The 25,264-nt window shown below is 69.9% G+C and carries 25 protein-coding genes; 13 read left to right on the top strand and 12 right to left on the bottom strand.

Going from position 1 to position 25,264, the window contains the following annotated elements; all coding sequences use genetic code 11:
- Positions 1-82: 82 nt before the first annotated feature.
- The 3 genes from OG385_RS19735 to rsmI all read right to left on the bottom strand — a co-directional run bounded on the left by OG385_RS19735 (position 83) and on the right by rsmI (position 2,550).
- A complete protein-coding gene (locus OG385_RS19735; RefSeq protein ID WP_266856135.1) occupies positions 83-964 on the bottom strand; it encodes a TatD family hydrolase in 882 nt (293 codons plus the stop codon).
- A gap of 86 nt (positions 965-1,050) precedes the next feature.
- Positions 1,051-1,488 (bottom strand): hypothetical protein, encoded by a 438-nt coding sequence (locus OG385_RS19730; RefSeq protein ID WP_266856133.1) that lies wholly within the window; start codon positions 1,486-1,488, stop codon positions 1,051-1,053.
- 165 nt (positions 1,489-1,653) lie between these two features.
- Complete coding sequence (gene rsmI / locus OG385_RS19725) at positions 1,654-2,550, bottom strand: 16S rRNA (cytidine(1402)-2'-O)-methyltransferase (protein ID WP_266856131.1); 897 nt, start codon at positions 2,548-2,550, stop codon at positions 1,654-1,656.
- Between the two features lie 61 nt (positions 2,551-2,611).
- Between rsmI and OG385_RS19720 the strand changes: the two genes are divergently transcribed.
- From OG385_RS19720 to OG385_RS19710, 3 genes are all read left to right on the top strand, one after another.
- Positions 2,612-4,381: a dolichyl-phosphate-mannose--protein mannosyltransferase gene (locus OG385_RS19720; protein ID WP_266856129.1), complete on the top strand. Its 1,770-nt coding sequence runs from the start codon at positions 2,612-2,614 to the stop codon at positions 4,379-4,381.
- A 173-nt stretch (positions 4,382-4,554) separates the two neighbouring features.
- The gene (locus OG385_RS19715) at positions 4,555-6,258 is read left to right on the top strand and encodes a penicillin-binding transpeptidase domain-containing protein (protein WP_266856127.1); all 1,704 of its coding nucleotides are present in this window, start codon (positions 4,555-4,557) and stop codon (positions 6,256-6,258) included.
- 190 nt (positions 6,259-6,448) lie between these two features.
- Complete coding sequence (locus tag OG385_RS19710) at positions 6,449-7,297, top strand: EamA family transporter (RefSeq protein ID WP_266856125.1); 849 nt, start codon at positions 6,449-6,451, stop codon at positions 7,295-7,297.
- Positions 7,298-7,368: 71 nt separating this feature from the next.
- Here the strand turns inward: OG385_RS19710 and OG385_RS19705 are convergent, their stop codons facing one another.
- Entirely contained in the window at positions 7,369-8,754 is a 1,386-nt protein-coding gene (locus OG385_RS19705; RefSeq protein WP_266856123.1) for an MFS transporter, read from the bottom strand.
- A 177-nt stretch (positions 8,755-8,931) separates the two neighbouring features.
- Here OG385_RS19705 and OG385_RS19700 point away from each other — a divergent pair, with 177 nt between their 5' ends.
- The 5 genes from OG385_RS19700 to OG385_RS19680 all read left to right on the top strand — a co-directional run bounded on the left by OG385_RS19700 (position 8,932) and on the right by OG385_RS19680 (position 14,055).
- Entirely contained in the window at positions 8,932-10,650 is a 1,719-nt protein-coding gene (locus OG385_RS19700) for an IlvD/Edd family dehydratase (protein WP_266856121.1), read from the top strand.
- Positions 10,651-10,663: 13 nt separating this feature from the next.
- Positions 10,664-11,626 carry a dihydrodipicolinate synthase family protein gene (locus OG385_RS19695; protein WP_266856119.1) on the top strand — a complete coding sequence of 321 codons (963 nt, stop codon included), beginning with the start codon at positions 10,664-10,666 and terminating at the stop codon, positions 11,624-11,626.
- Positions 11,623-12,603 (top strand): sugar kinase, encoded by a 981-nt coding sequence (locus OG385_RS19690; RefSeq protein ID WP_266856117.1) that lies wholly within the window; start codon positions 11,623-11,625, stop codon positions 12,601-12,603. Before OG385_RS19695 ends, OG385_RS19690 begins: the two co-directional genes overlap by 4 nt.
- A gap of 70 nt (positions 12,604-12,673) precedes the next feature.
- Positions 12,674-13,294: a bifunctional 4-hydroxy-2-oxoglutarate aldolase/2-dehydro-3-deoxy-phosphogluconate aldolase gene (locus tag OG385_RS19685; protein ID WP_266861010.1), complete on the top strand. Its 621-nt coding sequence runs from the start codon at positions 12,674-12,676 to the stop codon at positions 13,292-13,294.
- Positions 13,295-13,332: 38 nt separating this feature from the next.
- Positions 13,333-14,055 carry a FadR/GntR family transcriptional regulator gene (locus OG385_RS19680; RefSeq protein ID WP_266856115.1) on the top strand — a complete coding sequence of 241 codons (723 nt, stop codon included), beginning with the start codon at positions 13,333-13,335 and terminating at the stop codon, positions 14,053-14,055.
- Positions 14,056-14,126: 71 nt separating this feature from the next.
- Here OG385_RS19680 and OG385_RS19675 read toward each other — a convergent pair whose 3' ends face one another.
- The gene (locus OG385_RS19675; RefSeq protein WP_266856113.1) at positions 14,127-15,512 is read right to left on the bottom strand and encodes an MFS transporter; all 1,386 of its coding nucleotides are present in this window, start codon (positions 15,510-15,512) and stop codon (positions 14,127-14,129) included.
- A gap of 214 nt (positions 15,513-15,726) precedes the next feature.
- Here OG385_RS19675 and OG385_RS19670 point away from each other — a divergent pair, with 214 nt between their 5' ends.
- Positions 15,727-16,650: an NAD(P)-dependent oxidoreductase gene (locus OG385_RS19670; protein WP_266856111.1), complete on the top strand. Its 924-nt coding sequence runs from the start codon at positions 15,727-15,729 to the stop codon at positions 16,648-16,650.
- A 15-nt stretch (positions 16,651-16,665) separates the two neighbouring features.
- On the opposite strand, the gene OG385_RS19665 is transcribed toward OG385_RS19670, so the two are convergent.
- Complete coding sequence (locus OG385_RS19665; protein WP_266856109.1) at positions 16,666-17,655, bottom strand: amidohydrolase family protein; 990 nt, start codon at positions 17,653-17,655, stop codon at positions 16,666-16,668.
- Between the two features lie 110 nt (positions 17,656-17,765).
- Here OG385_RS19665 and OG385_RS19660 point away from each other — a divergent pair, with 110 nt between their 5' ends.
- Positions 17,766-18,329: a TetR/AcrR family transcriptional regulator gene (locus OG385_RS19660; protein ID WP_266856107.1), complete on the top strand. Its 564-nt coding sequence runs from the start codon at positions 17,766-17,768 to the stop codon at positions 18,327-18,329.
- Between the two features lie 358 nt (positions 18,330-18,687).
- Here the strand turns inward: OG385_RS19660 and OG385_RS19655 are convergent, their stop codons facing one another.
- From OG385_RS19655 to OG385_RS19635, 5 genes are all read right to left on the bottom strand, one after another.
- A complete protein-coding gene (locus tag OG385_RS19655; protein WP_266856105.1) occupies positions 18,688-19,248 on the bottom strand; it encodes a DinB family protein in 561 nt (186 codons plus the stop codon).
- Positions 19,249-19,428: 180 nt separating this feature from the next.
- Positions 19,429-19,881 carry an SRPBCC family protein gene (locus tag OG385_RS19650; RefSeq protein ID WP_266856104.1) on the bottom strand — a complete coding sequence of 151 codons (453 nt, stop codon included), beginning with the start codon at positions 19,879-19,881 and terminating at the stop codon, positions 19,429-19,431.
- Positions 19,882-19,904: 23 nt separating this feature from the next.
- Complete coding sequence (locus OG385_RS19645; RefSeq protein WP_266856102.1) at positions 19,905-20,681, bottom strand: SDR family oxidoreductase; 777 nt, start codon at positions 20,679-20,681, stop codon at positions 19,905-19,907.
- Positions 20,682-20,805: 124 nt separating this feature from the next.
- A complete protein-coding gene (locus tag OG385_RS19640) occupies positions 20,806-21,240 on the bottom strand; it encodes an ATP-binding protein (protein ID WP_266856100.1) in 435 nt (144 codons plus the stop codon).
- The gene (locus tag OG385_RS19635; protein ID WP_266856098.1) at positions 21,240-21,518 is read right to left on the bottom strand and encodes a hypothetical protein; all 279 of its coding nucleotides are present in this window, start codon (positions 21,516-21,518) and stop codon (positions 21,240-21,242) included. Before OG385_RS19635 ends, OG385_RS19640 begins: the two co-directional genes overlap by 1 nt.
- A gap of 172 nt (positions 21,519-21,690) precedes the next feature.
- Here OG385_RS19635 and OG385_RS19630 point away from each other — a divergent pair, with 172 nt between their 5' ends.
- The 3 genes from OG385_RS19630 to OG385_RS19620 all read left to right on the top strand — a co-directional run bounded on the left by OG385_RS19630 (position 21,691) and on the right by OG385_RS19620 (position 23,996).
- Positions 21,691-22,515 carry a helix-turn-helix transcriptional regulator gene (locus OG385_RS19630; RefSeq protein ID WP_266856096.1) on the top strand — a complete coding sequence of 275 codons (825 nt, stop codon included), beginning with the start codon at positions 21,691-21,693 and terminating at the stop codon, positions 22,513-22,515.
- Complete coding sequence (locus OG385_RS19625; protein WP_266856094.1) at positions 22,502-22,726, top strand: DUF397 domain-containing protein; 225 nt, start codon at positions 22,502-22,504, stop codon at positions 22,724-22,726. Before OG385_RS19630 ends, OG385_RS19625 begins: the two co-directional genes overlap by 14 nt.
- Positions 22,727-22,802: 76 nt before the next feature.
- Entirely contained in the window at positions 22,803-23,996 is a 1,194-nt protein-coding gene (locus OG385_RS19620) for an acyl-CoA dehydrogenase family protein (RefSeq protein ID WP_266856092.1), read from the top strand.
- A gap of 15 nt (positions 23,997-24,011) precedes the next feature.
- Here OG385_RS19620 and OG385_RS19615 read toward each other — a convergent pair whose 3' ends face one another.
- A complete protein-coding gene (locus OG385_RS19615) occupies positions 24,012-25,121 on the bottom strand; it encodes an FAD-binding oxidoreductase (RefSeq protein WP_266856090.1) in 1,110 nt (369 codons plus the stop codon).
- Between the last annotated feature and the right edge of the window lie 143 nt (positions 25,122-25,264).

The raw sequence follows: 25,264 nt of genomic DNA, 5'->3' as shown, positions 1-25,264 counted from the left end.
GCCTACGGCCGTGCGGAGGGCCCGGGGCGCGCGCTGGGCGCGCACCCCGTTCGCACCCCACTCGCACCCGCGCGCGCCGGTCTCACACGGTGTCGCCGTCCAGGCCGAACGCCCGGACCGTGTTGGCCATGATCGCGGCGGCCAGTTCGTCCTCGCCGATGTTCCGCACCGCCGCCATTGCCCGGACCGTCACCGGAATGAGATACGGCGCATTCGGCCTTCCCCGATAGGGGGCGGGGGTAAGAAAAGGCGCGTCCGTTTCGACAAGGACGAGTTCCAGCGGGGCGACGGCGAGTGCGTCACGCAGCGGCTGGGCGTTCTTGAAGGTCATGTTTCCCGCGAAGGACATGAAATAGCCCCGGTCCGCGCAGACTTCGGCCATTTCGGCGTCACCGGAATAGCAGTGGAATACGGTGCGGTCCGGAGCCCCTTCCTCCGCCAGAATGCGGAGTACGTCGGCATGGGCCTCGCGGTCGTGAATAACCAGCGCCTTGCCATGCCTTTTCGCCATCTCGATGTGCGCCCGGAACGAGCGTTCCTGGGCAGCCACGCCATCCGGTCCCGTACGGAAGTGGTCGAGGCCGGTCTCACCGACGGCCCGCACCTGCGGGAGCCCGGCCAGCCGGTCGATCTCGCCGAGCGCATCGTCCAGGGCGCTGTCACCGCCCGCGGCACGCGCCCCCTGCCGCGACCAGTCGCCCTCATCGCCGAGCACGATGCGGGGCGCTTCGTTCGGGTGCAGGGCGACCGCCGCGTGCACGTTCTCGTACGCGGCGGCCGTCTCGGCCGCCCAGCGGGATCCCTTCAGGTCGCACCCCACCTGGATCACCGTGGTCACTCCGACCGACGAGGCCCTGGCCAGGGCCTCGTCCACGGTGGTGTCCTGCATGTCCAGATGGGTGTGCGAGTCGGCCACCGGCACGGCGAGCGGTGCGGGCAGCGGCGGGGCGGTGTCCTTGCTCATGGGCCCGATCCTATGGGGGCACCTCCCGGCCCACCGGGGCTGGGGGAGGGCCGCCGCGCGCGGGACCGAGCCGCGGTGGCAGCGGCCTACTCGCCGCGATGGAAGGGGTGCAGCAGGTCCCGGAGCTGCCAGTGGTGGCGCTCGCCGGGTGCGGGGGTCGCCCCGCCCACGGTCGCGGCGGCCGCCGCGGACCCGGCCCCCCGGTGTGCGGTGCTCCGGTCAGCCCCGGACGTGACGGCTCCGGCCGGCACGGACGTGACGCTGTCCGAGTAATGGAGCAGATTCTGTACCGATGAGACCCGACCGGACCTCATGATGCGTACGACGTGGCCGCCGCAGTTCATACAGTTCGGATCGGAAAGGGGCGAGGGCACACGCTCTCCGTCGGCCCGGTATACAACAAAGGCCTCACCGGAAGCGCCGACGTGGTGCTCAATATCGTACGACTGCTCCCAGCCATGGCCACACCGCATACAGGCGAAGGAATACGCCTCATGGGCGGTGCTTTCAACTATCTCACTCATGCCAGCTCCTCTTGTCCGACGGACAAGCCTTCCGTGGGGCGATTCCGTCCCACTTCCCAGTGGACGCCTCCGGCTCCCGGAATGCATCAGGTGCTGCCTACTATTGGACCGGTTTTGGCCTGCTCGTGGCCAAAGGGCCCGTGGCCACGTTGCCCGCTTTGCCAATCACGCGGGTCCTTTGCCTCCCGGTGGCACAGGACCGCCGCCGGGCGCCGTGCGGGCCGCGTTCTTGGCCGCGACCACCGCGTCGAACACCTCCCGCTTCGGCAGTCCCGCATCGGCGGCGACCGCGGCGATGGCCTCCTTGCGCCGCTCCCCCGCCTCCTCGCGCACCTGCACCCTGCGCACCAGCTCAACGGGGTCGAGCTCCTGCGGCCCGGTGTCGGGGGCGCCCTCGACCACGACCGTGATCTCGCCCCGTACGCCGTCCGCCGCCCACTCGGCGAGCGCCTTCAGCGGCCCGCGCTTCACTTCCTCGTACGTCTTGGTCAGCTCACGGCAGACCGCCGCCCTGCGGTCGTCGCCGAAGACCTCCGCCATCGCTGCGAGGGTGTCGTCCAGCCGGTGCGGGGCCTCGAAGTACACCAGCGTCCTACGTTCGGCCGCGACCTCCCGGAGCCTGCCAAGACGCTCGCCCGCCTTGCGCGGCAGGAAGCCCTCGAAGCAGAAGCGGTCCACGGGCAGCCCGGAGAGCGCCAGCGCGGTCAGCACCGCGGACGGGCCGGGGACCGCCGTGACCTTGATGTCCTGCTCCACGCACGCGGCGACCAGCCGGTAGCCGGGGTCGGAGACCGACGGCATCCCGGCGTCCGTGACCAGCAGCACCCGCGCACCGCCGGTCAGCGCCTCGACCAGCTCCGGGGTGCGGGCCGTCTCATTGCCCTCGAAGTACGAGACGACGCGTCCCGTGGTCTGGACGCCGAGCGCCTGGGTCAGCCGGCGCAGCCGCCGGGTGTCCTCGGCGGCGACGACATCGGCCGTCGCCAGTTCCTCGGCGAGCCGGGGCGGCGCGTCCGACACGTCACCGATGGGGGTCCCTGCGAGTACCAGCATTCCTGTCACGACTCCATTCTCCCAGCCCCGTGCACACCACTCTCACAGTCGGGTTCCCTACGATGGCGCGGTGACGAGTACAGCGCCTCAAGCCCTGAAGGGCCACGACGCCGGGGAACAGCCGCCCGCCTGGGGGCGCAGGCTGCGCCGGTTCGGGTACGGGGGCCCGCGCGAGACGGGCCTGCGCGAGCGGCTGGTGCCGCCCTACGCCTCGCCCGGCCCGCAGCTGTGGCGCGTGCTCGGCTTCTCCCCCGCTTTCGCGGAGCGGCTGCTGCGCTGGTCGGCCTGGGGCGGTCCGCTGCTGGTCACGCTGGTCGCCGGGGTGCTGCGGTTCTGGCATCTCGGCAGCCCGCACGCCGTGATATTCGATGAGACGTATTACGCGAAGGACGCCTGGGCGCTGATCCACCAGGGGTACGAGGGCCACTGGCCGGACAACATCAACAACGCGATCCTGGCCAACCCCTCGCACGTCTCGGTGCCGTCCGACCCCGGCTATGTGGTGCACCCTCCGATGGGCAAGTGGCTCATCGGGATCGGCGAGCACTTCTTCGGGTTCACTCCGTTCGGCTGGCGCTTCATGACCGCGCTGCTCGGCACGCTCTCGGTGCTGATGATCTGCCGGATCGGCAGGCGGCTGCTGCGCTCGACGTTCCTGGGGTGTCTGGCCGGAGCGCTGCTGACGGTCGACGGACTGCACTTCGTGATGAGCCGCACCTCGCTGCTCGACCTCATCGTGATGTTCTTCGTCGTGGCGGCCTTCGGGGCGCTGCTGATCGACCGGGACAGAAGCCGGGCCCGGCTCGCGGAGGCCCTTCCGGTGGGCGAGGAGGGCGGGCTGCGGCCCGACAGCGGTGTCGCGAGCACGCTGCGGCTGGGTCCGCGGCCCTGGCGGATCGCCGCCGGTGTGCTGCTCGGCCTGTCGGCCGCGACCAAGTGGAACGGCCTCTACGTCCTGGTCTTCTTCGCGGTGATGACGGTGCTCTGGGACGTGGGCGCCCGCCGCACCGCGGGCGCCGTCCGCCCGCACCGGGCCGTCCTGCGCCACGACGTGCTGCCGGCCTTCGTCTCGACGGTGCCGGTCGCCGTGGTGACGTACATGCTGTCCTGGACCGGCTGGTTCGTGACCAAGGGCGGGTACTTCCGCGACTGGGCGAACCAGCGCGCCGGGCTCTCCCCCGACCACGTCAAGCTGCCGGTGCTCGGCACGGTCCATCTGCCGCAGTTCGACATGAGCTGGGTCCCGGCGTCGCTGCGCAGCTTCTGGCACTACGAGGCCGAGGTCTACAGCTTCCACGTCAATCTGACCGAGGGGCACCAGTACCAGTCGAACCCGTGGAGCTGGCTCGTGGTGGGCCGCCCCGTCTCGTACTTCTACGAGTCCCCGAAGCCGGGCGTCGACGGCTGCCCGCAGGGCACCGAGAGCTGCGCCCGTGAGGTGCTGGCGATCGGCACCCCGCTGCTCTGGTGGGCGGCGTGCTTCGCTGTCCTGTACATCCTGTGGCGCTGGGCCTTCCGCCGGGACTGGCGGGCCGGGGCCATCGCGTGCGGGATCGCGGCCGGGTATCTGCCCTGGTTCATGTACCAGCAGCGGACGATCTTCTTCTTCTACGCGGTCGTCTTCGTGCCGTTCCTGTGTCTGGCCGTCGCCATGATGATCGGCGCGATCCTGGGGCCGCCCGGGTCGAGCGAGCGGCGCAGGGCGGTGGGTGCGATCGGCGCGGGTGTGCTGGTGCTGCTGATCGTGTGGAACTTCATCTATTTCTGGCCCCTGTTCACCGGCGACGCGATCCCGCTGAGCCAGTGGAACAACCGGATGTGGCTGAGTACCTGGATCTGATGCCGGGTCCGGACCCCCGTTTCCGGCAACTCCCCCCTGTGGTGCGCCCCATGGTCCCGGTCGGGTAACGACGCCCCCGGGGCCACCCGGGTCCCGTACGCTGCTGGACGTAACTCTCTTGAACATGTTCAAAGAGACATGTCCCAAGAGGCTCCTGGGGAGGGGACGCGGCAGTGCGCAACGGGGTAAAGATAGGCATCGTGGGCGGGGCGTTCGTGGTGGTGGCCGGTGGGGTCGGCTACGGCGCGTACAACATCTGGAACGGGCTGAACGGTTCGGACGGCGGCGGCGGCGGCTCCACGGATACGGCCCAGGCCGCGCCCGCCCGCACCGGCCCGCCGACCGCGGACGAGATCAGCGGTGCGGCGAAGGACTTCCTCGCCGCCTGGGCGAAGGGCGACGCGGACAAGGCGTCGCAGCTGACCAACAACGCGGCGGACTCGCAGCCGCTGCTGGCCGGTTACCGCGCGGACGCGCACGTCACCAGGGTGACCCTGACGCCCGGAGCAGCCTCGGGTGCGAAGGTGCCGTTCACGGTGAAGGCCACCATCTCGTACGAGGGGAAGACCAAGCCCTGGTCGTACACGTCGTCGCTGAGCGTCGTACGGGGGCTGACGACCGGCCGGGCGCTGGTGGACTGGGATCCGTCGGTGATCCATCCGGACCTGAAGAAGGGCGAGACGCTCACCACGGGCGAGGCGGAGTCGGCGCCCATCAAGGCCGTCGACCACAACGGCGCCGAGCTGACGAAGGAGAAGTACCCCTCGCTCGGGCCGGTGCTCGACGCGCTGCGGCAGAAGTACGGTGACAAGGCGGGCGGCAAACCGGGCATCGAGACGTACATCGGGGCCGCCGACTCCGCGGACGGCACCACATCCTCGGACAGCACCTCATCCTCGGACAGCCCCGCTCCGGCGAAGACCCTGCTGACCCTCTCCAAAGGCACCCCGGCGCTGCTGCACACCACGCTCGACGCGGGTGCACAGGCGGCGGCCGAGACGGCGGTGAAGAAGTTCAGCGAGTCCTCGGTGGTGGCGGTCAAGGCGAGCACCGGTGAGATACGCGCGATCGCCAACAACCGTGACGACGCTTTCAACGCGGCGACGCAGGGCAAGCTCGCGCCCGGCTCCACGATGAAGATCATGACCGCCACGATGCTCATCAACAACGGCCTGGCCGCCGAGAAGAGCCCCATCCTCTGCCCGGAGTCGGTCACCTGGCAGGGGCAGACGTTCCACAATCTGGACAACTTCTCCATAGCCAACGGCACCATGGAGCAGAGCTTCGCCCGCTCCTGCAACACCGCCTTCATCAAGCCGGTCGGGAAGCTGAATGACCGCGGTATCGCGGACACCGCCCTGCCGGACACGGCGAAGAAGTACTTCGGCATCGGCTCGGAGTGGAACGTCGGCATCCCGACCTTCGACGGCAGCGTGCCGAAGACGACAGGCCCCAACACCGCGGCGGCGATGATCGGTCAGGGGCTGGTCCAGATGAACCCGCTCAACATGGCGTCCGTCACCGCGACCGCCCGCAACGGCGCGTTCCACCAGCCGGTGATCGTGCCCGGCTCACTGCGCGACGGGGACACGGCCACCGCGCAGCCCCTGCCCGCCAACACCGCACAGCAGCTGCGCGACATGATGCACACGACGGCGACGGCGGGGTACGGGACGGGCACCGTGGCGATGTCCGGGGTCGGCGGGTACAAGGGCGCAAAGACCGGCTCCGCAGAGGTCGACGCCCAGGGCAAGTCCAACAGCTGGTTCGCCGGATTCAGCAACGACCTGGCCGCCGCAGCGGTCGTCCAGTCCGGCGGCCACGGCGGGGACGCCGCGGGTCCGGTGGTCGCGGCAGTGCTCGCAGCGGGCTCCTAGTTCTGGCGGCGGGGTCCTGGGGGCAGCGGCCGGGAGCCGTTAACGGGTTCGCGTGGTACCTACACCGGACGTTAGCGTTACGGGCCATGAGTACTTCCGAACCCACTGTCAGTCCCCGGTTCGCCGATGCGCTGCGCGAACCAGCGGAGTACCCGGGCGCCGCCCCCACCGATGTCCTGGAGTCCGCCGCGTGACCCCCACGGTCATCCTCGCCGTCGTCATCGCGGCGATAACGCACGCCAGCTGGAACGCCATCGCCCACCACATCAAGGATCAGCTGGTCTCCTTCGCGCTGATCTCCGGAGGCGGGCTGCTGGTCGGGGTGCTGGGCGCGCTGTTCGTCCCCTTCCCGGCCGCCGCAGCGTGGCCGTTCCTGCTGGTCTCGGCCGCGTTGCACGTCACGTACATGCTGCTGCTGATGCGGTCGTTCACCCTCGGCGACTTCGGCCAGATGTACCCGATCGCGCGCGGCACGGCGCCGCTCGTGGTGACCGTGCTGGCCGCGGTCTTCGTCCATGAGATCCCGAACGGCTGGCAGTTGGCGGGGGTGGCGGTCGCCTGCGCCGGACTCGTCGGGGTGGCCCTCTGGGGCCTGAAGGGGTCCCGCCCGCAGTGGCCGGCGATCATCGCGGCCCTCGCCACCGGCCTGGCCATCGCCTCGTACACCACGGTCGACGGCGTCGGTGTCCGCGACTCCGGCTCCTCGCTGGGCTATATCGCCTGGCTGATGATCCTGGAGGGAATCGCCATCCCGGCGTACGCGCTGTACCGGCGCCGTGGCCAACTGGCCGCCCAGCTACGCCCGTACGCCGCCACCGGGCTGGTCGGCGGGGCGATGTCGGTGGTCGCGTACGGGCTGGTCCTGTGGGCCCAGACCCGCGCCCCGCTCGCCCCGATCGCCGCGCTGCGGGAGTCGTCCATCATCGTGGGCGCGGCGATCGGCGCGCTCTTCTTCAAGGAGAAGTTCGGGGCGCCGAGGATCGCGGCGGCCGGGCTGATGGTGGTCGGTATCGGGCTGATGCTGCATACGGCGGCTTAGGGGCTGTCCGGTGGATCACGCCCGACCGCGCGCCGGGCGCGCACCGGCGGACACGGCCTGAGCCTCCTCGGCTACAGCCCGCTCTCCACCGGCACGTCCGGCACGTGGTCGACGACCCTGCCGTTCTCGATCAGCCGCTTGATGCCGTACGTCGCCACCGCGGCCACCACCATCGCGGCCACCAGGAACCACAGTCCGGCCACCGCGGACCCGGTGCGGTCCACGATCACACCGATTCCCATCGGGCCGAATCCACCGCCCAGGTTGCCGACCGCGTTGATCATGGCGATGCCGGAGGCGGCCTGCACCCCGGTCAGGAACCGCGACGGCAGTGACCAGAGCACCGGCTGACCGGCGAAGATACACATCGCGGCGAGGCTGATGAAGGCCATCTGGAGCACATGGTCGCCCGCCGGGACCAGCGCGGAGCCCGCGAGCCCGACGGCGCCGACCGCCGCGTTACCGGCGATCCACGGGTAGCGGGAGCCGCTGCGGTCGGCGAGCTTGGGAACGACGTACAGGCCGATGGCCACGAAGACGTACGGGATGGCCGTGACGAAGCCGACGGCCGTCCCGGACAGCCCGCCGAAGCCGTCCACGATCGTCGGCAGCCAGAAGCTGAGTCCGTACGCACCGAGCGGGAAACACAGGAAGTACAGGGACATCAGGACCACGCGCTTGTCGCGGAGGGTCCTCAGCGGGGATTCATGGGTGCCACCCAGCGTGCTGCTCTCGACGGCCAGTTCGTCGGCGATCCACTTCTTCTCGCCGTCCTTGAGCCAGCCGACCCGCTCGGGGCCGTCGGGCAGGACCCGCAGGGTGAGGAAGCCGAGGAGCACCGCGGGAACACCGGTCGCGATGAAGATCCACTGCCAGCCCTTGATGCCGAGCACGCCGTCGAGGCCGCCGAGTGCGCCCATCAGCGGATTGCCGATGATGAAGGCGAGCGGTGTGGACATCATGAACCAGCCCGTCATCCGGGCGCGGTAGCGGTACGGGTACCACTTGGTCAGGAAGTAGAGGACGCCCGGATAGAAGCCGGCCTCGGCCGCGCCCAGCAGGAACCGGGCGGTGTAGAACTGCCAGCCGGTGCTGACCAGCGCGGTGAGGGCGGTGACCAGGCCCCAGCTGATCAGGATGCGGGTGAACCAGCGGCGGGCCCCGAACCGTTCCAGGAAGATATTGCTGGGCACCTCGAAGATCGCGTAGGCGACGAAGAACCCCACCTGGCCGAGGGTGAACGCGGCATTGGACAGGCCCAGTTCGTTCTGGAGCGTCAGCTTGGCGAAGCCGATGTTCGAGCGGTCCACATAGGCGACCAGATAGAGCAGGACCAGGAACGGCATCAGCCGCCAGGTCACCGCCTTCATCGTGCCGGTCTCCGTGCTGGACTCTGGGCCGGTCTCCATACCGGGCTCTGAGCCGGTCTCCGTGCCGGATTCTGGGCCGGTCTCCATGGCGTTCCTCCCGGGTGTGGCGATCATCATTGACCCTTTCGGTGCGTCCTCGGGACACGCATGGACCGTATCGTGATTTGATAGCACCATTAAGAGCGGGCACGACACGACTAGGTCACAGAACGGCTGGGTCAGCGCTCTCCACCGCATAGATGACGGCACTGAAGGGACCACCACATGGCACCGCAGCTGCGCAGCCGCGCCTGGTTCGGGGACGGCGGCAAGAACGGCTTCATCTCGCGCCATCACCTGCGGGCCATGGGGCGCGGCGGCCACAACTTCGACGGCAGGCCGGTCATCGGCATCTGCAACACCTTCTCCGAGCTGACGCCCTGCAACGGGCATCTCCAGCTCCTCGCGGACGCGGTGAAGCGCGGGGTGCTCCAGGCCGGCGGGTTCCCCCTCGAATTTCCCGCGATGTCGCTCGGGGAGCCGTTCCTGCGTCCGACCTCCATGCTCTACCGCAACCTGGCCGCGATGGAGATAGAGGAGCAGATCCGGGCCAACCCGATCGACGCCGTCGTCCTGCTCACCGGCTGCGACAAGACGACGCCGGCCGCGCTGATGGGCGCGGCCAGCGCGGGCGTGCCCTCGATGGTCTTCACCGGCGGCCCGATGCTCAACGGCCGCTTCAAGGGCCGCAACGTGGGTTCGGGCACGGACATCTGGCGGATGACCGAGGAGCTGCGGGCCGGGACGATCACCCAGGAGGAGTTCACCGAGTTCGAGTCCTCGCTGAACCGCTCGGCCGGTCACTGCATGACCATGGGCACCGCATCCACCATGGCCTGTCTGGCCGAGGCCCTGGGCATGATGGTGCCGGGCGGCTCGGGTCTCCCCGCGGTCGACGCCCGGCGCGGCACGCTCGCCGAGGAGACCGGCGCCCGCGCCGTCGAGCTGGCGACGAGCGGCCTCACCCCCCAGCGGATCATGACGCGCAACGCCTTCGAGAACGCCATCCGCGTCAACGCGGCCATCGGCGGTTCCACCAATGCCGTCGTGCATCTGCTCGCCATCGCGGGACGGCTCGGCGTGCCGCTCAGCCTCGACGACTTCGACCGGCTGGGCGCCGAACTTCCGCTGCTGATCGACCTGATGCCGTCCGGCCGCTTCCTGATGGAGGAGTTCGCGTACGCGGGTGGCCTGCCCGCCCTCATCAACGATCTGCGCGAACACCTCCACCGCGACACGGTCACCGTCACCGGCCGCTCTCTCCTGGAGAACTGCGAAGGCGTCGAGGTGTACGACCGCGAGGTCATCCGCTCCTTCGGCAATCCGGTGCTGCCCGCGGGCAGCGGGACGGCCGTGCTGCACGGCAATCTCGCCCCGGACGGCGCCGTCATCAAACAGTCCGCAGCCGAGCCGCGGCTGCTCAGCCATACCGGTCCCGCTCTGGTCTTCGACTCACTGGAGGAGTATCTGGACGTCGTCGAGGACCCGGATCTCGATGTCACGGCCGACACCGTCCTGGTCGTCCGCAACACCGGCCCCCGGGGTTACCCCGGTATGCCGGAGGTGGGCAACCTCGCCCTGCCGAAGAAGCTGCTCGACGCGGGCGTGCGCGACATGGTCCGTATCTCCGATGCCCGGATGTCCGGGACCGCCTTCGGCACCTGTGTGCTGCACGTAGCGCCAGAAGCAGCCGTCGGCGGCCCGCTCGCGTTCGTACGGACCGGCGATCAGGTCTGTCTCGATGTCCCGGGCCGTCGTCTCGACGTCCTGGTGGACGATGCCGAGCTGGCACGGCGCAGGAGCGGTTGGACGGCGCCGAAGCCGCCCGTCGAGCGCGGCTGGACGTACCTCTACACCCAGCACGTCACGCAGGCCGACACCGGCGTCGACCTGGACTTCCTGGTCGGCTCGACCGACTCCGCCCCGCCGCGCCAGGCCTTCTGAGGAGCTGTCCGCCATGACCGACACACCCAAGAACACCGAGGCACTGGTCCGCGGCGTCTCGCCCGTGCTCGAAGTGCCCTTCCGCGACAACGGCGATCTGGACCCGGAGGGCTTCACGACCGTCGTCGACCGGGTGCTGGCCACCGGCGTCAGCTCGGTGATGTTCCCCGGCTTCGCGAGCGAGTTCCATAAACTCGACTACGGAGAACGGGAGTTGCTCACCGGGATGCTGCTCGACCGCACCCGCGAGGAGCCCGGTGTCGCCGCGATCGTGTCCGTGCCCGACCACGCGACCCGGCATGCGGTCGCGCAGGCCGAGTGGGCCGCCGAGCGCGGCGCCGATGCGCTCAATGTGCTGCCGCCGCACTTTCTCGGCCCCTCGCGCGAAGCCGTACTGACCCATGTACGGGCCGTGCTCGCCGCAGTGGACCCGCTGCCGGTCGTCGTGCAGTACGCGCCCGCGCAGACCGGTACCGCGCTGGACGCCCCGACGCTCCACCAGCTCGCAGCCGAGCACGCCAACCTGCGCTGGGTGAAGGTCGAATCGGCGCCGCCGGGCCGGCTCATCGCGGCTCTCGCGGCGGGGACGCGGCCACTGCCGGCGCTGGTGGGCTACGCGGGACTCCAGCTGCCCGACGCACTGCGGCGCGGCGCGGTCGGCGTGCAGCCCGGGTGTTCCTTCACCGAGCTGTACGTCGAGCTGTGGCGCCGCTGGGAGGCGGGCGACGAGGACGGCTGCGTCGCCCTACATACCCGGATGACCCCGTACCTCTCGTACTGGATGCAGAGCGTCGAGCTGATCGTCGCCGCGGAGAAGGAGATCTCGGTACGCCGGGGCTGGTTCGGCTCGGCGCACTGCCGCGCCCCCGGATACCGCCTCGACCAGGAGGAGCTGCGCATGATCGACCGTTTCTGCGCGGAGTTCGCCGATCTGCTGCCGGAGTTCACCGGTCTGCTGCCGGAGTTGGCGCGATGACCGGCCCCGGTGCGGGAGCGGGTGCGACGGCCGGCCCCGCTGTCGTCACCTGCGGCGAGGCGATGCTGCTGATGGTCGCCGAGCCCGGCACCCCGCTGGAGCGGGCCACCGCCTTCCGCCGCTCGGTCGCGGGAGCGGAGTCCAATGTCGCGGCCGGCCTGGCCCGCCTCGGGCACCCGGTGCGCTGGCTCGGCCGGGTCGGCGACGACCCGTCGGGGCGGGCCGTGCTGGCCCAGCTGCGTGCCGACGGCATCGACACCTCGTACGCGGTGACCGACCCCGGGGCGCCCACCGGTCTGCTGCTGCGCGACAGCCACCCGGCCAGGGCGATCGATGTGCAGTACCACCGGGCGGGCTCCGCCGCTTCGCGTCTCGCGCCCGACGGGCTGACCCCGGACCTGCTGGGCGGCGCCGCGATCGTCCACCTCACCGGCATCACCCCGATGCTCTCGGACTCCGCGCACCTCGCCACGCTGCGGCTGTTCGAACTGGCCCACGAGGCGGGGGCGACCGTCTCCTTCGACCCCAACGTACGGCTGAAGCTCGGCAGTCCGGAACGGTGGCGCGAGGTCGTCGCACCGCTCCTGGAACGGGCGGATCTGGTCCTCGCGGGCGAGGACGAGCTGGAACTGCTCGGCGGGCCGGCCCCGCGGCGGCTGCTGGCCGCCGGGGCGCGGGCCGTGGTGGTCAAGCACCGCGACAAGTCGGCCTCCTGCCTGACCGGGGACGGGCACTGGCAGCAGCCGGCCTTCCGGGTCCCGGTGACCGACCCGGTGGGCGCGGGCGACGCGTTCGTCGCGGGGTTCCTCTCCGGGGTGCTGCGCGCCGAACCGTACGACGCGTGCCTGCGCACGGCGGCCGCCGTCGCGGCGCTGGTCGTGCAGTGCGCCACCGACACCGACGGGCTGCCCGACCGGACGGGTCTGGACCGGGCACTCGCCGCGTTCACCGACGGCGCCGAAACCGTCCACCGCTGACGCCCCTCTCCCCTCCCCCCTTCTCCCGCCAGTCCGTCCCCTTCTCGCCAGGAGCACCGTCATGGATCACATGTACCGCTGGGAGACCGTCCGGGCCGTCACGGCCCAGCGCGTCTTCGGCATCGTCCGCACCCCGGGCCCCGAGGAGGCCGTCGCCGCGGCCGACGCCGTACTGGACGCCGGGCTGCACGCCGTGGAGATCGCCCTCACCACCCCGGGCGCCCTGCGCGCGGTGGCGCAGCTGACCGGCCGGCGCCCCGGCGCCCTGATCGGAGCGGGCACCGTGCTCGACGCGGCCGCGGCGCGGGCGGCCGTGGAAGCAGGTGCCCGGTTCCTGGTCTCGCCCAGCCTCCACCCGGAGGTGATCCGTACGGGACACCGCTACGGCGTGCCCGTCTTCCCCGGTGTGGCCACCCCGACCGAAATGGTGCGGGCCCTGGAGGAGGGCGCTGACGCGCTGAAGCTCTTCCCCGCGTCGGCCGTGCCCCCGTCCTGGCTGCGCGATGTGCGGGCCGCACTGCCCCAGGCCCCCGTGATCCCCACCGGAGGTGTGACAATCGAGAACGCACCGGAGTGGATCGCGGCCGGCGCCGTCGCCTGCGGCATGGGCTCGGCACTGACCTCGGGCGGCGCACAGGCGGCGGGCGAGCGGGTCACCACCCTGCTGGGCCGCCTGGCGGCAGCCCGCTGACCACACCGGACCAGACGCATCGGCAGACGGGGAACGACGTGGAGCTTCAGGGCCTGCACGGCCAGGTGGTCGACCGGATCGGCCAGTCGCTCGCGGCGGACGAGATCCGGGCGGGCGAGGTGCTGCGCCTGGAGGACGTACAGGAGCGGTACGGCGTCTCCCGCACCGTGGCCCGCGAGGCCGTCCGGGTCCTGGAGTCGAAGCGGGTCGTCACCAGCCGTCCCCGGGTGGGCATCACCGTACGGCCGATGACCGACTGGAATCTGTACGACCCCCAGGTCATCCGCTGGCGCCTGGCATCCCCGCGCCGTGAGACCCAGCTGCGCGAACTGGCCGAACTGCGGGCCGCGGTGGAGCCGTCGGCGGCCGCGCTCGCCGCGACGGCAGCAGGCGACGAGGCCCGGCGTGCCCTGAGCGCCCACGCGCAGGCGATGGCGGGCGCTGCCCACGCGGGTGACAGCAAGGGGTTCATCGCAGCTGACGCGGCGTTCCACCGGGCGCTGCTCACCGCTTCGGGCAACGGCATGTTCGCCCAGCTCTCCGAGGTCACCGAAGAACTCCTGGTGGCACGGCGTGAGTTGCTGCTGATGCCCGAGCAGGTGGACATGGCGTCGGTGCGCCGGCACCAGGAGGTCGCCGACGCCATCGCCGAGGGCCGCGCCACCGATGCGGCCCGCGCGGTGAGCACGGTCGTGGAGGCCGCCCGCAGCGAGGTCGAGCAGCTCCTTGAGGGCGGCTCGGCCTGCGCCTTGGGCGGCTGATTCAGCTCCCGGGCTGGTTCAGTCCGTCGGCCGGTTCAGCTCCCGGCCGGTTCAGCTCCCCACCGGCTGACTCACCCCTCGGGCCGCACGGCCACCGGCGCCGCACCGTCGCCGGTGGTTTTCGCCGTCTCGGCGGCCAGCCGGCCCGGTGCGGTGAAGCGCCCGGACACGATCGCCACCACGGCGCCCAGCAGCATCGCCCCGGCGATCACGAGCAGGGGTGCGTCGAACGATCCGGTGGCGTCCTTGATGACACCGATCAGCGGGGTGACGGCCAGCCCCGCGACATTGGCGAAGGCATTGATGAAAGCGACCCCGGCCGCCGCCGCGACGCCGGTCATGAAGGCCGTCGCGCTCCCCCACAGCGCGGGCACCGCGGCCCAGGCCGCTCCCGTGGAGAGCGCGAGGAGCGCGAAGCCGGGCACTCCGGGTCCCGCCGCCACACTCGCGACGAGCAGTACGCCCGAGACGGCCATCGGTACGGCCATGTGCAGCGCGTGCTTCCCCCGCCGGTCGACGGAGCGCGCGACGATCACCATGGCGACCACGGCCAGGGCATAGGGGACCGCGGTGAGCAGAGCGGTCACGAAGTCGCTCGGGTCCCCGAAGCCGCCCTGGATCACCTGCGGCATCCACAGGGTCAGGCCGATGCTGTCGAACGAGTACAGGAAGAAGAAGAGGGCGAGCAGCAGCACTCCGGGGCTGGTGAGCGCCTCACGCACGGAGACCGAGCGCCGCCCCGCGATCTCCGCCCGCTCCTGGGCGAGCCGGCCGGTGAGCCACCGCCGGTTGCGCTCGGGCAACCACGCGGCGTCCTCCGGGGTGTCGGTCAGTGACTTCAGGACGATGAACCCGAGCAGCACGGCGGGCACTGCCTCGACCACGAACAGCCACTTCCAGCCCGGGGTGTTGAGCACACCGTCCATCTTCAGGACCAGGCCACTGAGCGGGGAGCCGATGACCGTGGCGAGCGCGGCGCCCACATAGAAGCGGCCCATCGCGCGGCCCCGGTGACTGGCCGGGAACCAGCGGGTGAGGTACCAGATGACGCCTGGCGTGAAACCCGCCTCGGCGGCGCCGAGGAACAGCCGTACGAGGTAGAAGGAGTGCGCGCCCCCGACCAGGGCCATACAGCCGGAGACGATGCCCCACGAAATCATGATGCGGGCTATCCAGCGGCGGGCGCCGAGCTTGGCGAGAAGCACATTGCTGGGCACCTCGAAGACGACGTAGGTGGCGAAGAACAGACTGGCGCCCAGGCCGAACTGGGCTGCTGTCAGACCGATCGCGTCGTTCATCGTCAGGGCGGCGACGGAGAGGTTGGAACGGTCGATGTACGCGACGAGATAGCAGATGACGATCAGCGGCATCAGCCTCCTGGTCACCCGGTTCATGGTGTCGCGCTCCAGGCCGCCGTCATCGCCCCTGCCGACGACGCTGTCCTGATCGGGGCTCATCGGTCCCCCTCCGTCCGGTCTGCCGGTGTGCGATATGCGCAACGTGCGCCGCGCTGAAGGCAGGTGCGCCTCATGCACACCGGATTTCAATGGTGCTATGATAGGCCCAATGGTGTGGGCATGGCTCGTCCCTGTCAATGGCCGGGTGCACACGGAGCCGACAGGCGAACCAGAGACGAAGACGGACTTCTCCGCGACCCCCTGGAGGTTCACGATGACCACCCCCGCCTGCGCCGCGCCCGCCGTTCACGTAGGCCCCGACCCCGTGCCCGTACTGCTCGAAGCGGTACGGGCCGGGGGCGGCCGGGTTGTGCCCCTGGCGGAGGCCGAAGCCATCGTCTACTTCGGCAACGACGACCCGGCCGAGGTCGACGGCATGATCCACGAAGGCATCCGCTGGGTGCAGTTGCCCCACGCGGGGGTGGAGCGCTGGGCGGACGCCGGAGTGATCCGGGCGCACCCCGTCTTCACCGCGGCCACCGGTTCGTACGGGGAGGCCGTCGCGGAGCACGCTCTCGCGCTGATGCTGGCCGCCGCGCGCGGGCTGCACCGGCTGGCCCGGTCCCGCGAGTGGGGCGACGGCCGCACCCGGGAGTTCGCGGGCTCAACCGTCGCCGTTGTCGGCTGCGGCGGCATAGGCCGCTCGCTGATCCGGCTCCTGGAGCCGTTCGGCTGCCGGATCCTGGCCGTGTCCGACAGCGGCGCGGTCCCGGGCGCGGAGCGGACAGTGGCGCGCGCCGCCTTCCGCGAGGTACTTGCCGACGCGGACTTCGTGGTGGCCGCGGCGCCCACGACCCCTGACACCCGTGGGATGTTCGGGGCGGCCGAGTTCGCCCTGATGCGCCGGGACGCCTGGCTGGTCAATGTCGCCAGGGGCGGGCTGGTCGTCACCGCCGACCTGGTGGACGCACTGAAGAACGGCACGATCGGCGGAGCGGCACTGGATGTCACCGACCCCGAACCACTTCCCGCGGGGCATGAGTTGTGGGACCTGGAGAACGCCCTGATCACCCCGCACTGCGCCAACCCGCGCTCCTCGTACTGGCGTGGGCTCGCGGAACGGGTCGAGGCCAACGTCGCCGGGTTCGCCGCGGGCCGCCCGCTGACGGGCGCGGTCACACCCGGCCGGGGCTTCTGAAGCGGTCTCGTCCTGTCAGGCGTCAGGACTGTCGATTCCGAAGAGTTTCCGCGCGTTGCCGGCGGTGAACTTGTCCCGGTCCTCGTCGGTTTCGAACTCCGCGAGGAACTTCTGGACGTCCGTCGCGCCCGGCCGGTGGAACGGGTAGTCCGTGGAGAACAGCAGCCGGTCGACGGTGGTGGCCGCCAGGGCGTGACGCAGCAGGGCGGGGTTGAGCATCCCGGAGCTGGTGATGTGCACGTTCGTACGGATGTATTCGGACGGTTTCCGCTGAAGGCCCGCGATGCGGGACAGGCTGTCGGTGCGGTCACTCCAGAACAGCAGCAGCTCGCCCCAGTGGCCGAGGACGATCTGCAGGGCGGGGTGGCGGTCGAAGATGCCCCTGGTGATGAGACGCAACGCGGCGAGGGCCGCCTCGATGTGCCATCCCCAGCTGAAAGTGGACAGGGCGAGGGAGGTCATCGGGTCGAAGCCCGCATAGGCCGCGTCCCGGACGGTTCGCGACGGAATCTGCGGATGGATGAAGATCGGCTGGCCGAGGGCCGCGGCGGTCGCGAACAGGTCGTCATAGCAAGGATCATCGAGCGCGGTCCCGCCCGTCCGTCCGTAGACCATGGCGCCCACGAACCCGAGGCCCGCGGCGCGTTCGAGCTCTCCGGCGACGGCAGCCGGATCGGCCATCGGCAACGTCGACATCGCCCGAAGACGGGCCGGGTGACGGCGGACCGCCTCTGCGGCGAAGTCGTTGGTGTCCCTGCTGAGCGAGACCGCATCGGCCGGAGCGAGCGGACCTGTCGCAGGGGGCGCCAGCGAGAGGACCTGCATGTCGATGCCCAGTGCGTCCATGGCCGCGATGCGCGCTTCACCGATGTCTTCCAGGCGCTCAAGGTTGTCGCCCATCTCGTTGAACGCCAGGCTGTCGTCCCGGTCCTCCTCGGGAAGTGCCTTCAGTGCCGCCGCCAGCTGCGGCGTCGTCCAGTGTTCTTCGATGCCGATGACGGCCACGACCGAGCCTCCGTACCTGAAAGCACCTGAAAGTATCTGACACAGGTCCACTAAACAGACGTTTAGCAAAGACGGTAACACGCTCGCTAAACGCTCGTATAGTGGAGGGCATGACCGGGAAGACGAGGGACGCGAAACGAGCTGAGACGGCACAACGGATACTCGAAGCCGCCCAGGAGGAGTTCGCTCTTCGCGGCTTCGAGGGCGCGACGATCCGGTCCATCGCGGACCGGGCCGGAGTGCACGCATCGCTCGTCATGCAGCACTACGGCTCAAAGGCGTCCCTCTTCACGATCGCCGTCCAGCTTCCGGATGACGACCAGCAGGCGGCCTCGGACCACCTCTTCGATGTCCTCGACGTCCGCATGGGCGAACTCCCCCCGGAGACCCGGGCGCTCGTCCGCTCGATGCTGACCGTCCCGGAGGCAGAAGCGTCCATGCGGGACTTCCTCGGGGAGCGGGTCGACAACCTCAAGGGCTCATTCGAAGGCGAGGACGCCGAGCTGAGGGCCGCGATGGTCGTCAGCAGCATCCTCGGGCTCACGATCGCCCGCCATTTCCTCAAGCTCCAGGCTTTCGAGAACATCCCCCGGGAGGCGCTCGTCAACGCGGCCAATGCCTGGATCGCCGCCCTGTCGCACGAGCCCCGTACCGAGCCCCGTACCGAGCGCTAAGGGTTCTGGCGGCCGCGTCCGAACATGCCGGAGAGTGCCCCCAGGCCGGGACGCTGGCTCAAGTAGTCGAGGGAAAGCCCCGCACCGCGAGCAAACCACCCGAATGTCCTCACCAGAAACTCGTCCACAGCGTCCTTCTCTCCACGACCGGCGTTTTCCTGTCAGACGCGTCCACCGCCCGACAGGTTGCCCGTCGGTGCAGGTCAAGGCGGCTTCTTCCGCCAATCCATGCCCCGCACGAGGTGCCGTTCCACGGCAGGACCCGAGATCTTCGCGAGCAGGTCCTCGCGACAGCCCCCGGGTCCGGACCGTCCTCAACCCCCGTTCAACCCCCGTTCAACCCCCGATCAACCCCTGATCAGCCCATGCTCTTCCCGCCGTCCAGGGTCTCGCGGATGATGTCGGCGTGGCCGGCGTGCTGGGCGGTCTCGGCAATGATGTGGAGCACCACCCGGCGGGCCGACCACTGCGCTTCGGCCTCGAACCACGGAGCCTTCGGCAGCGGGTGACTGGCGTTCAGATCGGCCAGCTTGGCGACCAACTCGTCGGTCCGGCGGGCCACATCGGCGTACTCGGCCAGGACACCGGCCAGCGTCTCACCGGGCAGCATCTTGAACTGGTCGGCCCGCCGGGCGAAGTCCGCCTCGGTCATCTTGGTGAAGTCGGGCATCGACGAGGGGCCTTCCAGGATGAAGGCCGCCCAGCCCTGCTCAACTGCGGTGACATGCTTGATGAGGCCGCCCAGGCACAGTTCGCTCGCGGTGGTACGCAGCCCGGCCTGCTCGTCCGTGAGGTCGCGGGTGGTGAAGCGCAGGAAGTGCCGCTGCTTGGCCAGCGCCTCCAACAGGTCGGCACTCTCCCCCGTCGCAGCGGGCGCCTCTGCCGGGTCCTGCTGGTTGGTCGGCTCGTTGACGGTCATGGGGCTCTGCCTTCCGTTGTCCCTGTTCCTTCGGCCAAGAACCACGCTAGAGGCCATGTCGGTCATCTACTGGCCTATATGGCGAAGAACCGAGACGAGAAGAGCAGAGATGAAGGGGGAAGCAACTCACCGCGGCGCGCCTTCCGTACGCGCAGACCGCGGTGAGCGGGAGCCACCGGCTCAGCCCTCGGAGAAGCGCTTCCGCAGGGCGTCGAGACCGGCACCGTACGTGCCGTCACCGAAGATCGACTCCACTTGCGGCACCACCTCGTCCGCGCCCTGGTAATCGGCGGACCACCGGACCTCGGCGCCGTCGGCGTGCGGGTGCACGGCGAGCGTCGCCACGAACTCGCCGACCGGCAGCATCACCGGGGCCAGCAGGACGTAGCGGTACCACCGGGCGTCGGCGTCGCGGGCCACCAGGCGCTCACGGGCGACGATCTCGCCGTCGACCGAGAAGACCCGTACGGCACCGGGGACTCCGGGGTCGGCGTCGTCCTCGATGGTGGACGGCTGTATGTACGGGTGCCAGTCGGCGAGGCCGCCGAAGTCGCCGACGGCCGCCCACACCTGGTCGGGGGTGGCCGCGAGCACGGTGGAACGCTCCAGCGTCCGGGGGGTCATGGATGTCATGGATGTCTCCTCGTCACGGGCGGTCACCATGTGCGGTCACCGCGCAGGACCGCGTCGGCACCGCCGTCGACGAAGACGACCTGTCCGGTCACATGGGTGTTCTCGGGCGAGGTCAGCCAGTCGATCAGCGGGGCGATCTGCTCGGGGCGGGCGTAGCCGTGCAACGGCATCGGCACGCTCTGCTCGACGAGCTTCCGCATGGCGGGGTCGTCGAGCATCGGCTGGGTCATCGGCGTGACGATCACGCCGGGGCCGACGGCGTTGAGCGGGATACCCGCCCCGGCCCAGTCGTCGGTGATGGCCGCACGCCGGATCCAGCGGGAGACCGCGGCCTTGGAGGAGGAGTAGACGAGCTGCCCTTCCCCCCGGTCGACGGCCGCCCGGGAGGCGACCACCGCCGCCTCCTCGTCACCGGTGAGGGCTGCGTCCACGATCGCGGAGTCGGTCGGGTGGACGGAGTCGATCGAGCTGATGACCAGGGCCCTCGGATCGGTACCGGCGGCCAGCAGCGGGCGCAGCCCCTCCAGCGTGGCCACGGCGCCGAAGTAATTGATCTTGATGGTGAGCGGATCGGGCTGTGCGACGCCGGCGCAGGCGATGACGGCGTCGAGACGCCCGCCGCTCAGCTCCCGGGCCCGGCTGACCAGTACGGCCCGGCCTTCGGCCGTGGACAGGTCGGCGGAGATGTCGCTGTCCTTGAGATCAGCCCCGATGACGGTGTGCCCCCGCGTACGCAGGAGGGCCGCGGTGGCCTTGCCTATGCCGGAGGAGGCTCCGGTGACCAGATAGGTACGGGACATGGTTTGCTCCTTCGCGTGCCCAGAAGTAAGGCGACTGCCTCACCAACGTACACGAACCATTAAGGCGGACGCCTTATGGTGGGCACCTCGCAGTGGAGCCCATGACCAGCGGGAACCGGCCGCTTCAGCGGGATGCCTCTTCCTCCCCCAGAGCGCACTCCGCCCAGACGACCTTGCCGGGGCCGACCCGCTCGCCGAATCCCCAGGCGTCGGCGACCGCGTCCACCAGGCACAGGCCCCGCCCGCCGACCGCGTCCTGGTCCGGATCGGCCATGCGGGGAGGCACGGACGACGCATCGTGCACCTCGATACGGATGCCGCGTCCGCGCTCGTCCAGCAGGAAGCGGGTCTCGATCTCCCGCCCCGGTGAGACCACGGCATGCCGCCCGGCATTGGTCAGCAGCTCGGAGAGGACGAGCGAAGCCGCGTCCGCGAGCGGCGCGAGGCCCCAACCCTCCAGCGCGGTACGGAGTTCCGTACGCGCCCGAGCGACACAGGCGGGGTGCCGGCTCCACCGCCGTACGACTGCACTCTCGGCGTTCCTGACGGTCCGTTCCATCACCGCACCACCACACCGTGCAGCGGGCAGGGCGGCCCGACCTCGACGCCGTGCAGGTCGAACCACGCGATCCGGCTGTACTCCAGCCGCTCGTACGCCAGGGCGGAGAACGAGCCGAGATTGGGACGGAGTTGGTGACCGAGTGGCAGATACGCCCGGCATACGAGGAGACGGCGCCGACGGACCACGATCGGGGGCGGCGGGGCGGGCCGCCGCCTGGCCGACAGATTCAGGAATCGGACCACCGGGCCGACGAGACGGGCAATAAACTTGGGCATGTTGACGCTCCTGCTTGGCGTTGGCCACGCCCCCGGACCGTTGCTGCGGTCGCGGGGGTCCCGTGCGTTCCTGTCGCACTGTGACGAATAACTCACAGCCTGTGGCTTGCGTCGCTACGCTTCTAGGGGTTTCGACCTGACAACGCGAGCTTCAAGTACAGGAGTTGGTCCCGTGTCCGGAGCACCCAAGTCGCGCTCGATCCGGCAGAAGTACGGCGAGGAACTGAGGATCCGGCGCATCGCCGCCGGGCTGACACAGGAAGCGGTGAGCGAGGGGGTGGTCTGCTCCCCGACGCTGATCAGTCACTGGGAGGCGGGGCGCCGCCTGCCGACCCCGGACGACGCGCAGCGCCTGGACCTGGTCCTGGGGACGGACGGGTTCTTCGCCCGTTGGCTGAAGGACCTGGATACGAAGTACGCCCAACATTTCGCACCCGCAGCTGAGCTGGAGCAACAGGCGACCGAACTCCGGCACTACTCGATCTCGCTCGTCCCCGGTTTGCTCCAGACCAAGGAGTACTCACGTGCGGTCTTCCGTGAGGGCTCAGCGAACTATCGGGACGATGAACTGGACGAGGATGTCGTCATCCGCCAGGCTCGGGCTGCATTGCTCGAAAAGCCGTCGAGGCCCGTACTTTGGTGCCTGCTGGACGAGGCCGTGCTCCGCCGCAGGGTGGGTGGTCCGAAGGTCATGGCCGATCAGCTCCACAAGATCGCGGACATGGCGGAAGCCGGACGCCTACGGCTGCACGTACTGCCGTTCAGCCTCGGGAACCACGCACTGACGGAGGGGCTGCTCTACCTCATGAAGTTCGCTGATGCCCCGTCGATTGCCTACTCGGAGGGTGTGCACACGGGTCATCTGATGGATGATCCGGCGTTGGTCAGCAAATGCCAGACCGCTTACGATCTGGCACTGGGGGACGCCCTGTCGCACAAAGATTCACTGGCCCTGGTAAGAGCCGTAGCGGAGGAATACGCACATGCGTCACAGTGAGCAGGTCATATCGGACGCCGGGCTCCTGCAAGGGTGGCGCAAGTCCACTTACAGCGGCGCCAATCAGGGCGACTGCCTCGAAGTGGCCGACGGATACGCCAACATCCCCGTCCGCGACTCCAAGAACCCCCACGGCCCGGCCCTCGCCTTCCCCGCCGAAGGCTGGACCGCGTTCGTCTCCGCGGTGAAGAATGGGCGCATCACCCCGTAACGCGAACAGCCCTGGCCCGGGACCCGGTTGTCAGGGTGTTCGGTCTTGCTCTGTTCCCTCCCGGAGAGGTGCATACATGACGACCGCCGAATCCACCGCGCCCCACGACATACCTACGCTCCTCTCAGCCATCCGCGCACGGCGCCAGGACCTCGCCGACACCGGGCTCCGGAGCGACCGGGACAACACCGATCCCTCCGACAACCTGGCGCTCCTCTCGGAGCTGGGCGCCGCCCGCATACTCGTACCCGCCGCCTACGGCGGTCTGTGGGACGGGACGGCACTCGGCGGGATCGGCGCTTTCACCCGCGCCATCGCTGAGATCAGCGCCGGCGACGGCCCCACCGGCCAGAACTGGGCCACCACCGGACTCGTCAGCCGCGAGATCTTCGACGAGAGCAGCGCCCTGCCCGAGGAGACCCGCAAGGAGCTGGCCGACCGGCTGCTGAACAAGGGCCTGAGGCTCGTCGCGTCCAACGCCGAGACGGGCGTGAACGGCAAGGTCACCGCCCGGCCCGTGGACGGCGGCGTGATCCTCAGCGGGACCAAGTCCTTCAACACCAACAGTGGCGGCCTCGGGATCGCCAACGTCGGATGCGTCCTGCAAGGAGAGCAGCCCGGCCCGCATCACGTGCTGGTGGAACTGGGCCACCCCGACGTCGAACTGCACGGCGACTGGGACAACATGGGCCAGCGCGGTACCCGCAGCCAGACCATCACCTATCACGACGTCTTCGTACCCGACGGCTGGCACTATGCCGCGCACACGCCGTCCCCGGCATTCCTCGGCGCGGTGATGCTCCTGCACTCCGGCCTGATGCAGGGCATCGGCGACGGCGCCCTCGACGCCCTGATCCAGTACGTCCGCACGATGAAGCGCGGCGCGCTCCCCCAGTACGCCACCGCGGCCGAGGACCCCCTGATCCTGCGGAGGGTCGGCGATCTGTCGAGCCGGCTGGCCGCATCCCGTGCGCTGCTGTTCGCCGCGGCCGACCGGATCGAGGCCGCCGCCGACGACAACGTTGCCGTTACCTCGGTGGAGTGCTTCCGCGCCAAGGTCGCCTGCGTGGAAGCGTCCCTTGAGGCAGCCGGAAGTATGCACGAGGTGACCGGAGCACGCAGCACCTCGAACGCGTACCGCCTCGACCGCTTCTGGCGCAACGCCCGCACGTTCGCCTCGCACGACCCCATCGATGCCAAGAACGTCTACGTCGGCATGTTCGAGGTGACTGGTGAAATGCCGCCCCTCTCAACGATCTTCCGCTTCTGAAAATCAACTGGGCCGTCACAGGGAAAACCGCTCCGGGCGGAAGTCCGCCAGCATCGCCTCTCTCTTCCCGCTGACGATCTCCGAAGCGAGCAGTCGGCCGATGACCGGGCCGAGCGTGATGCCGCTGTGGGTGACGGCCTCGTAGTAGCCCGGCACCGACGGCACCGCTCCTACTGAGGGGAATCCGTCGGCCGGGATGGGCCGGTTGGAGATCCGGGTCTCGGTGATGCGGGAGTTGCCCAGCTCGGGAATGACGTGCCGCGCCGATTCGTGGAGCAGCCGGGCGAGTTCCGCCGGCTCCTCGCCGGTGTCGATGAGTGCGTCGATCTCGCGGCTGTGGAGGACCACCGAAGCGTCTCCGTCAGGGCGGATCTCGATGTGCGGCGCGTGCATGGCCCGGCGGACCGGGACGTGGGCACAGCTGATCCGGGTGACGGCGCCGGGTTCGTGGCGCATCGGCAAGTCCCGTGCGACGAACCCGGCGACGTGGGAGGCGCGGGGACCTGCCGCGTTCACGACGGCGTCGACGTCGAGACAGCTCCCGTCGGACAGAGCGACCGTCCTGACGCTCCCGTCGGCGCCGGTGCCGATGTCACGGACGGCCGTGCCGGACCGGAGCTCGGCGCCCGATGCGACGGCCCGGCCGACCAGGCGGCCGACGAGATGACGGCCATGCACCCAGGCTTCGTCGGGGTAGAAAACGACCGGAACCTCGCCGGGCAGCGTGAGAGCGGGTTCGAGGCGGCGGCGCACCTCTGCCCCCGTGGACACCTCGACCCGGTAGTCCCAGCCGGTCAGTAGTTCGGCTGTTTTCAGGAGCTTCGTCTCCGCTGCGGCATCGTCCGCCCAGCGCAGGTGGCCGCTGGGATGCCACCACGAGTCCGGCCCGATGGTCCTGGCAAGGTCCCGGTACGCCGCCATACCCGCGACGTTCAGGTCGAAGTAGGACCTGCGCGCGGTCTTGTTGCTGGCGTTGACCCACGAGAAAGACCAGTTGGTGACGGATTCGCCCGGCCGGCCCGCATCGATGAAGACCACCCTGGCGCCTTGCCGGACCAGGTTCCAGCCCACGCAGGCTCCGAGGATGCCCACTCCGATGACAGCAACACGTTCAGGTCGCTCCATGGAACCGATCCTAGGGATGCGCGCGCCGAGCCGCTCGGCCCAGCAGCTCGTTAATACCCGGAAATATCCGCATTGCTGGCATTATCGTCAGGCAGTCGACCCGTCCCGGAGAGCCCGGGCAGCAGCCCTGAGGAGACGCTCTG

This window comes from Streptomyces sp. NBC_01306 (genome assembly GCF_026340465.1).
Taxonomy (GTDB): domain Bacteria; phylum Actinomycetota; class Actinomycetes; order Streptomycetales; family Streptomycetaceae; genus Streptomyces.
This window is presented reverse-complemented; position numbering and strand designations above follow the sequence as displayed.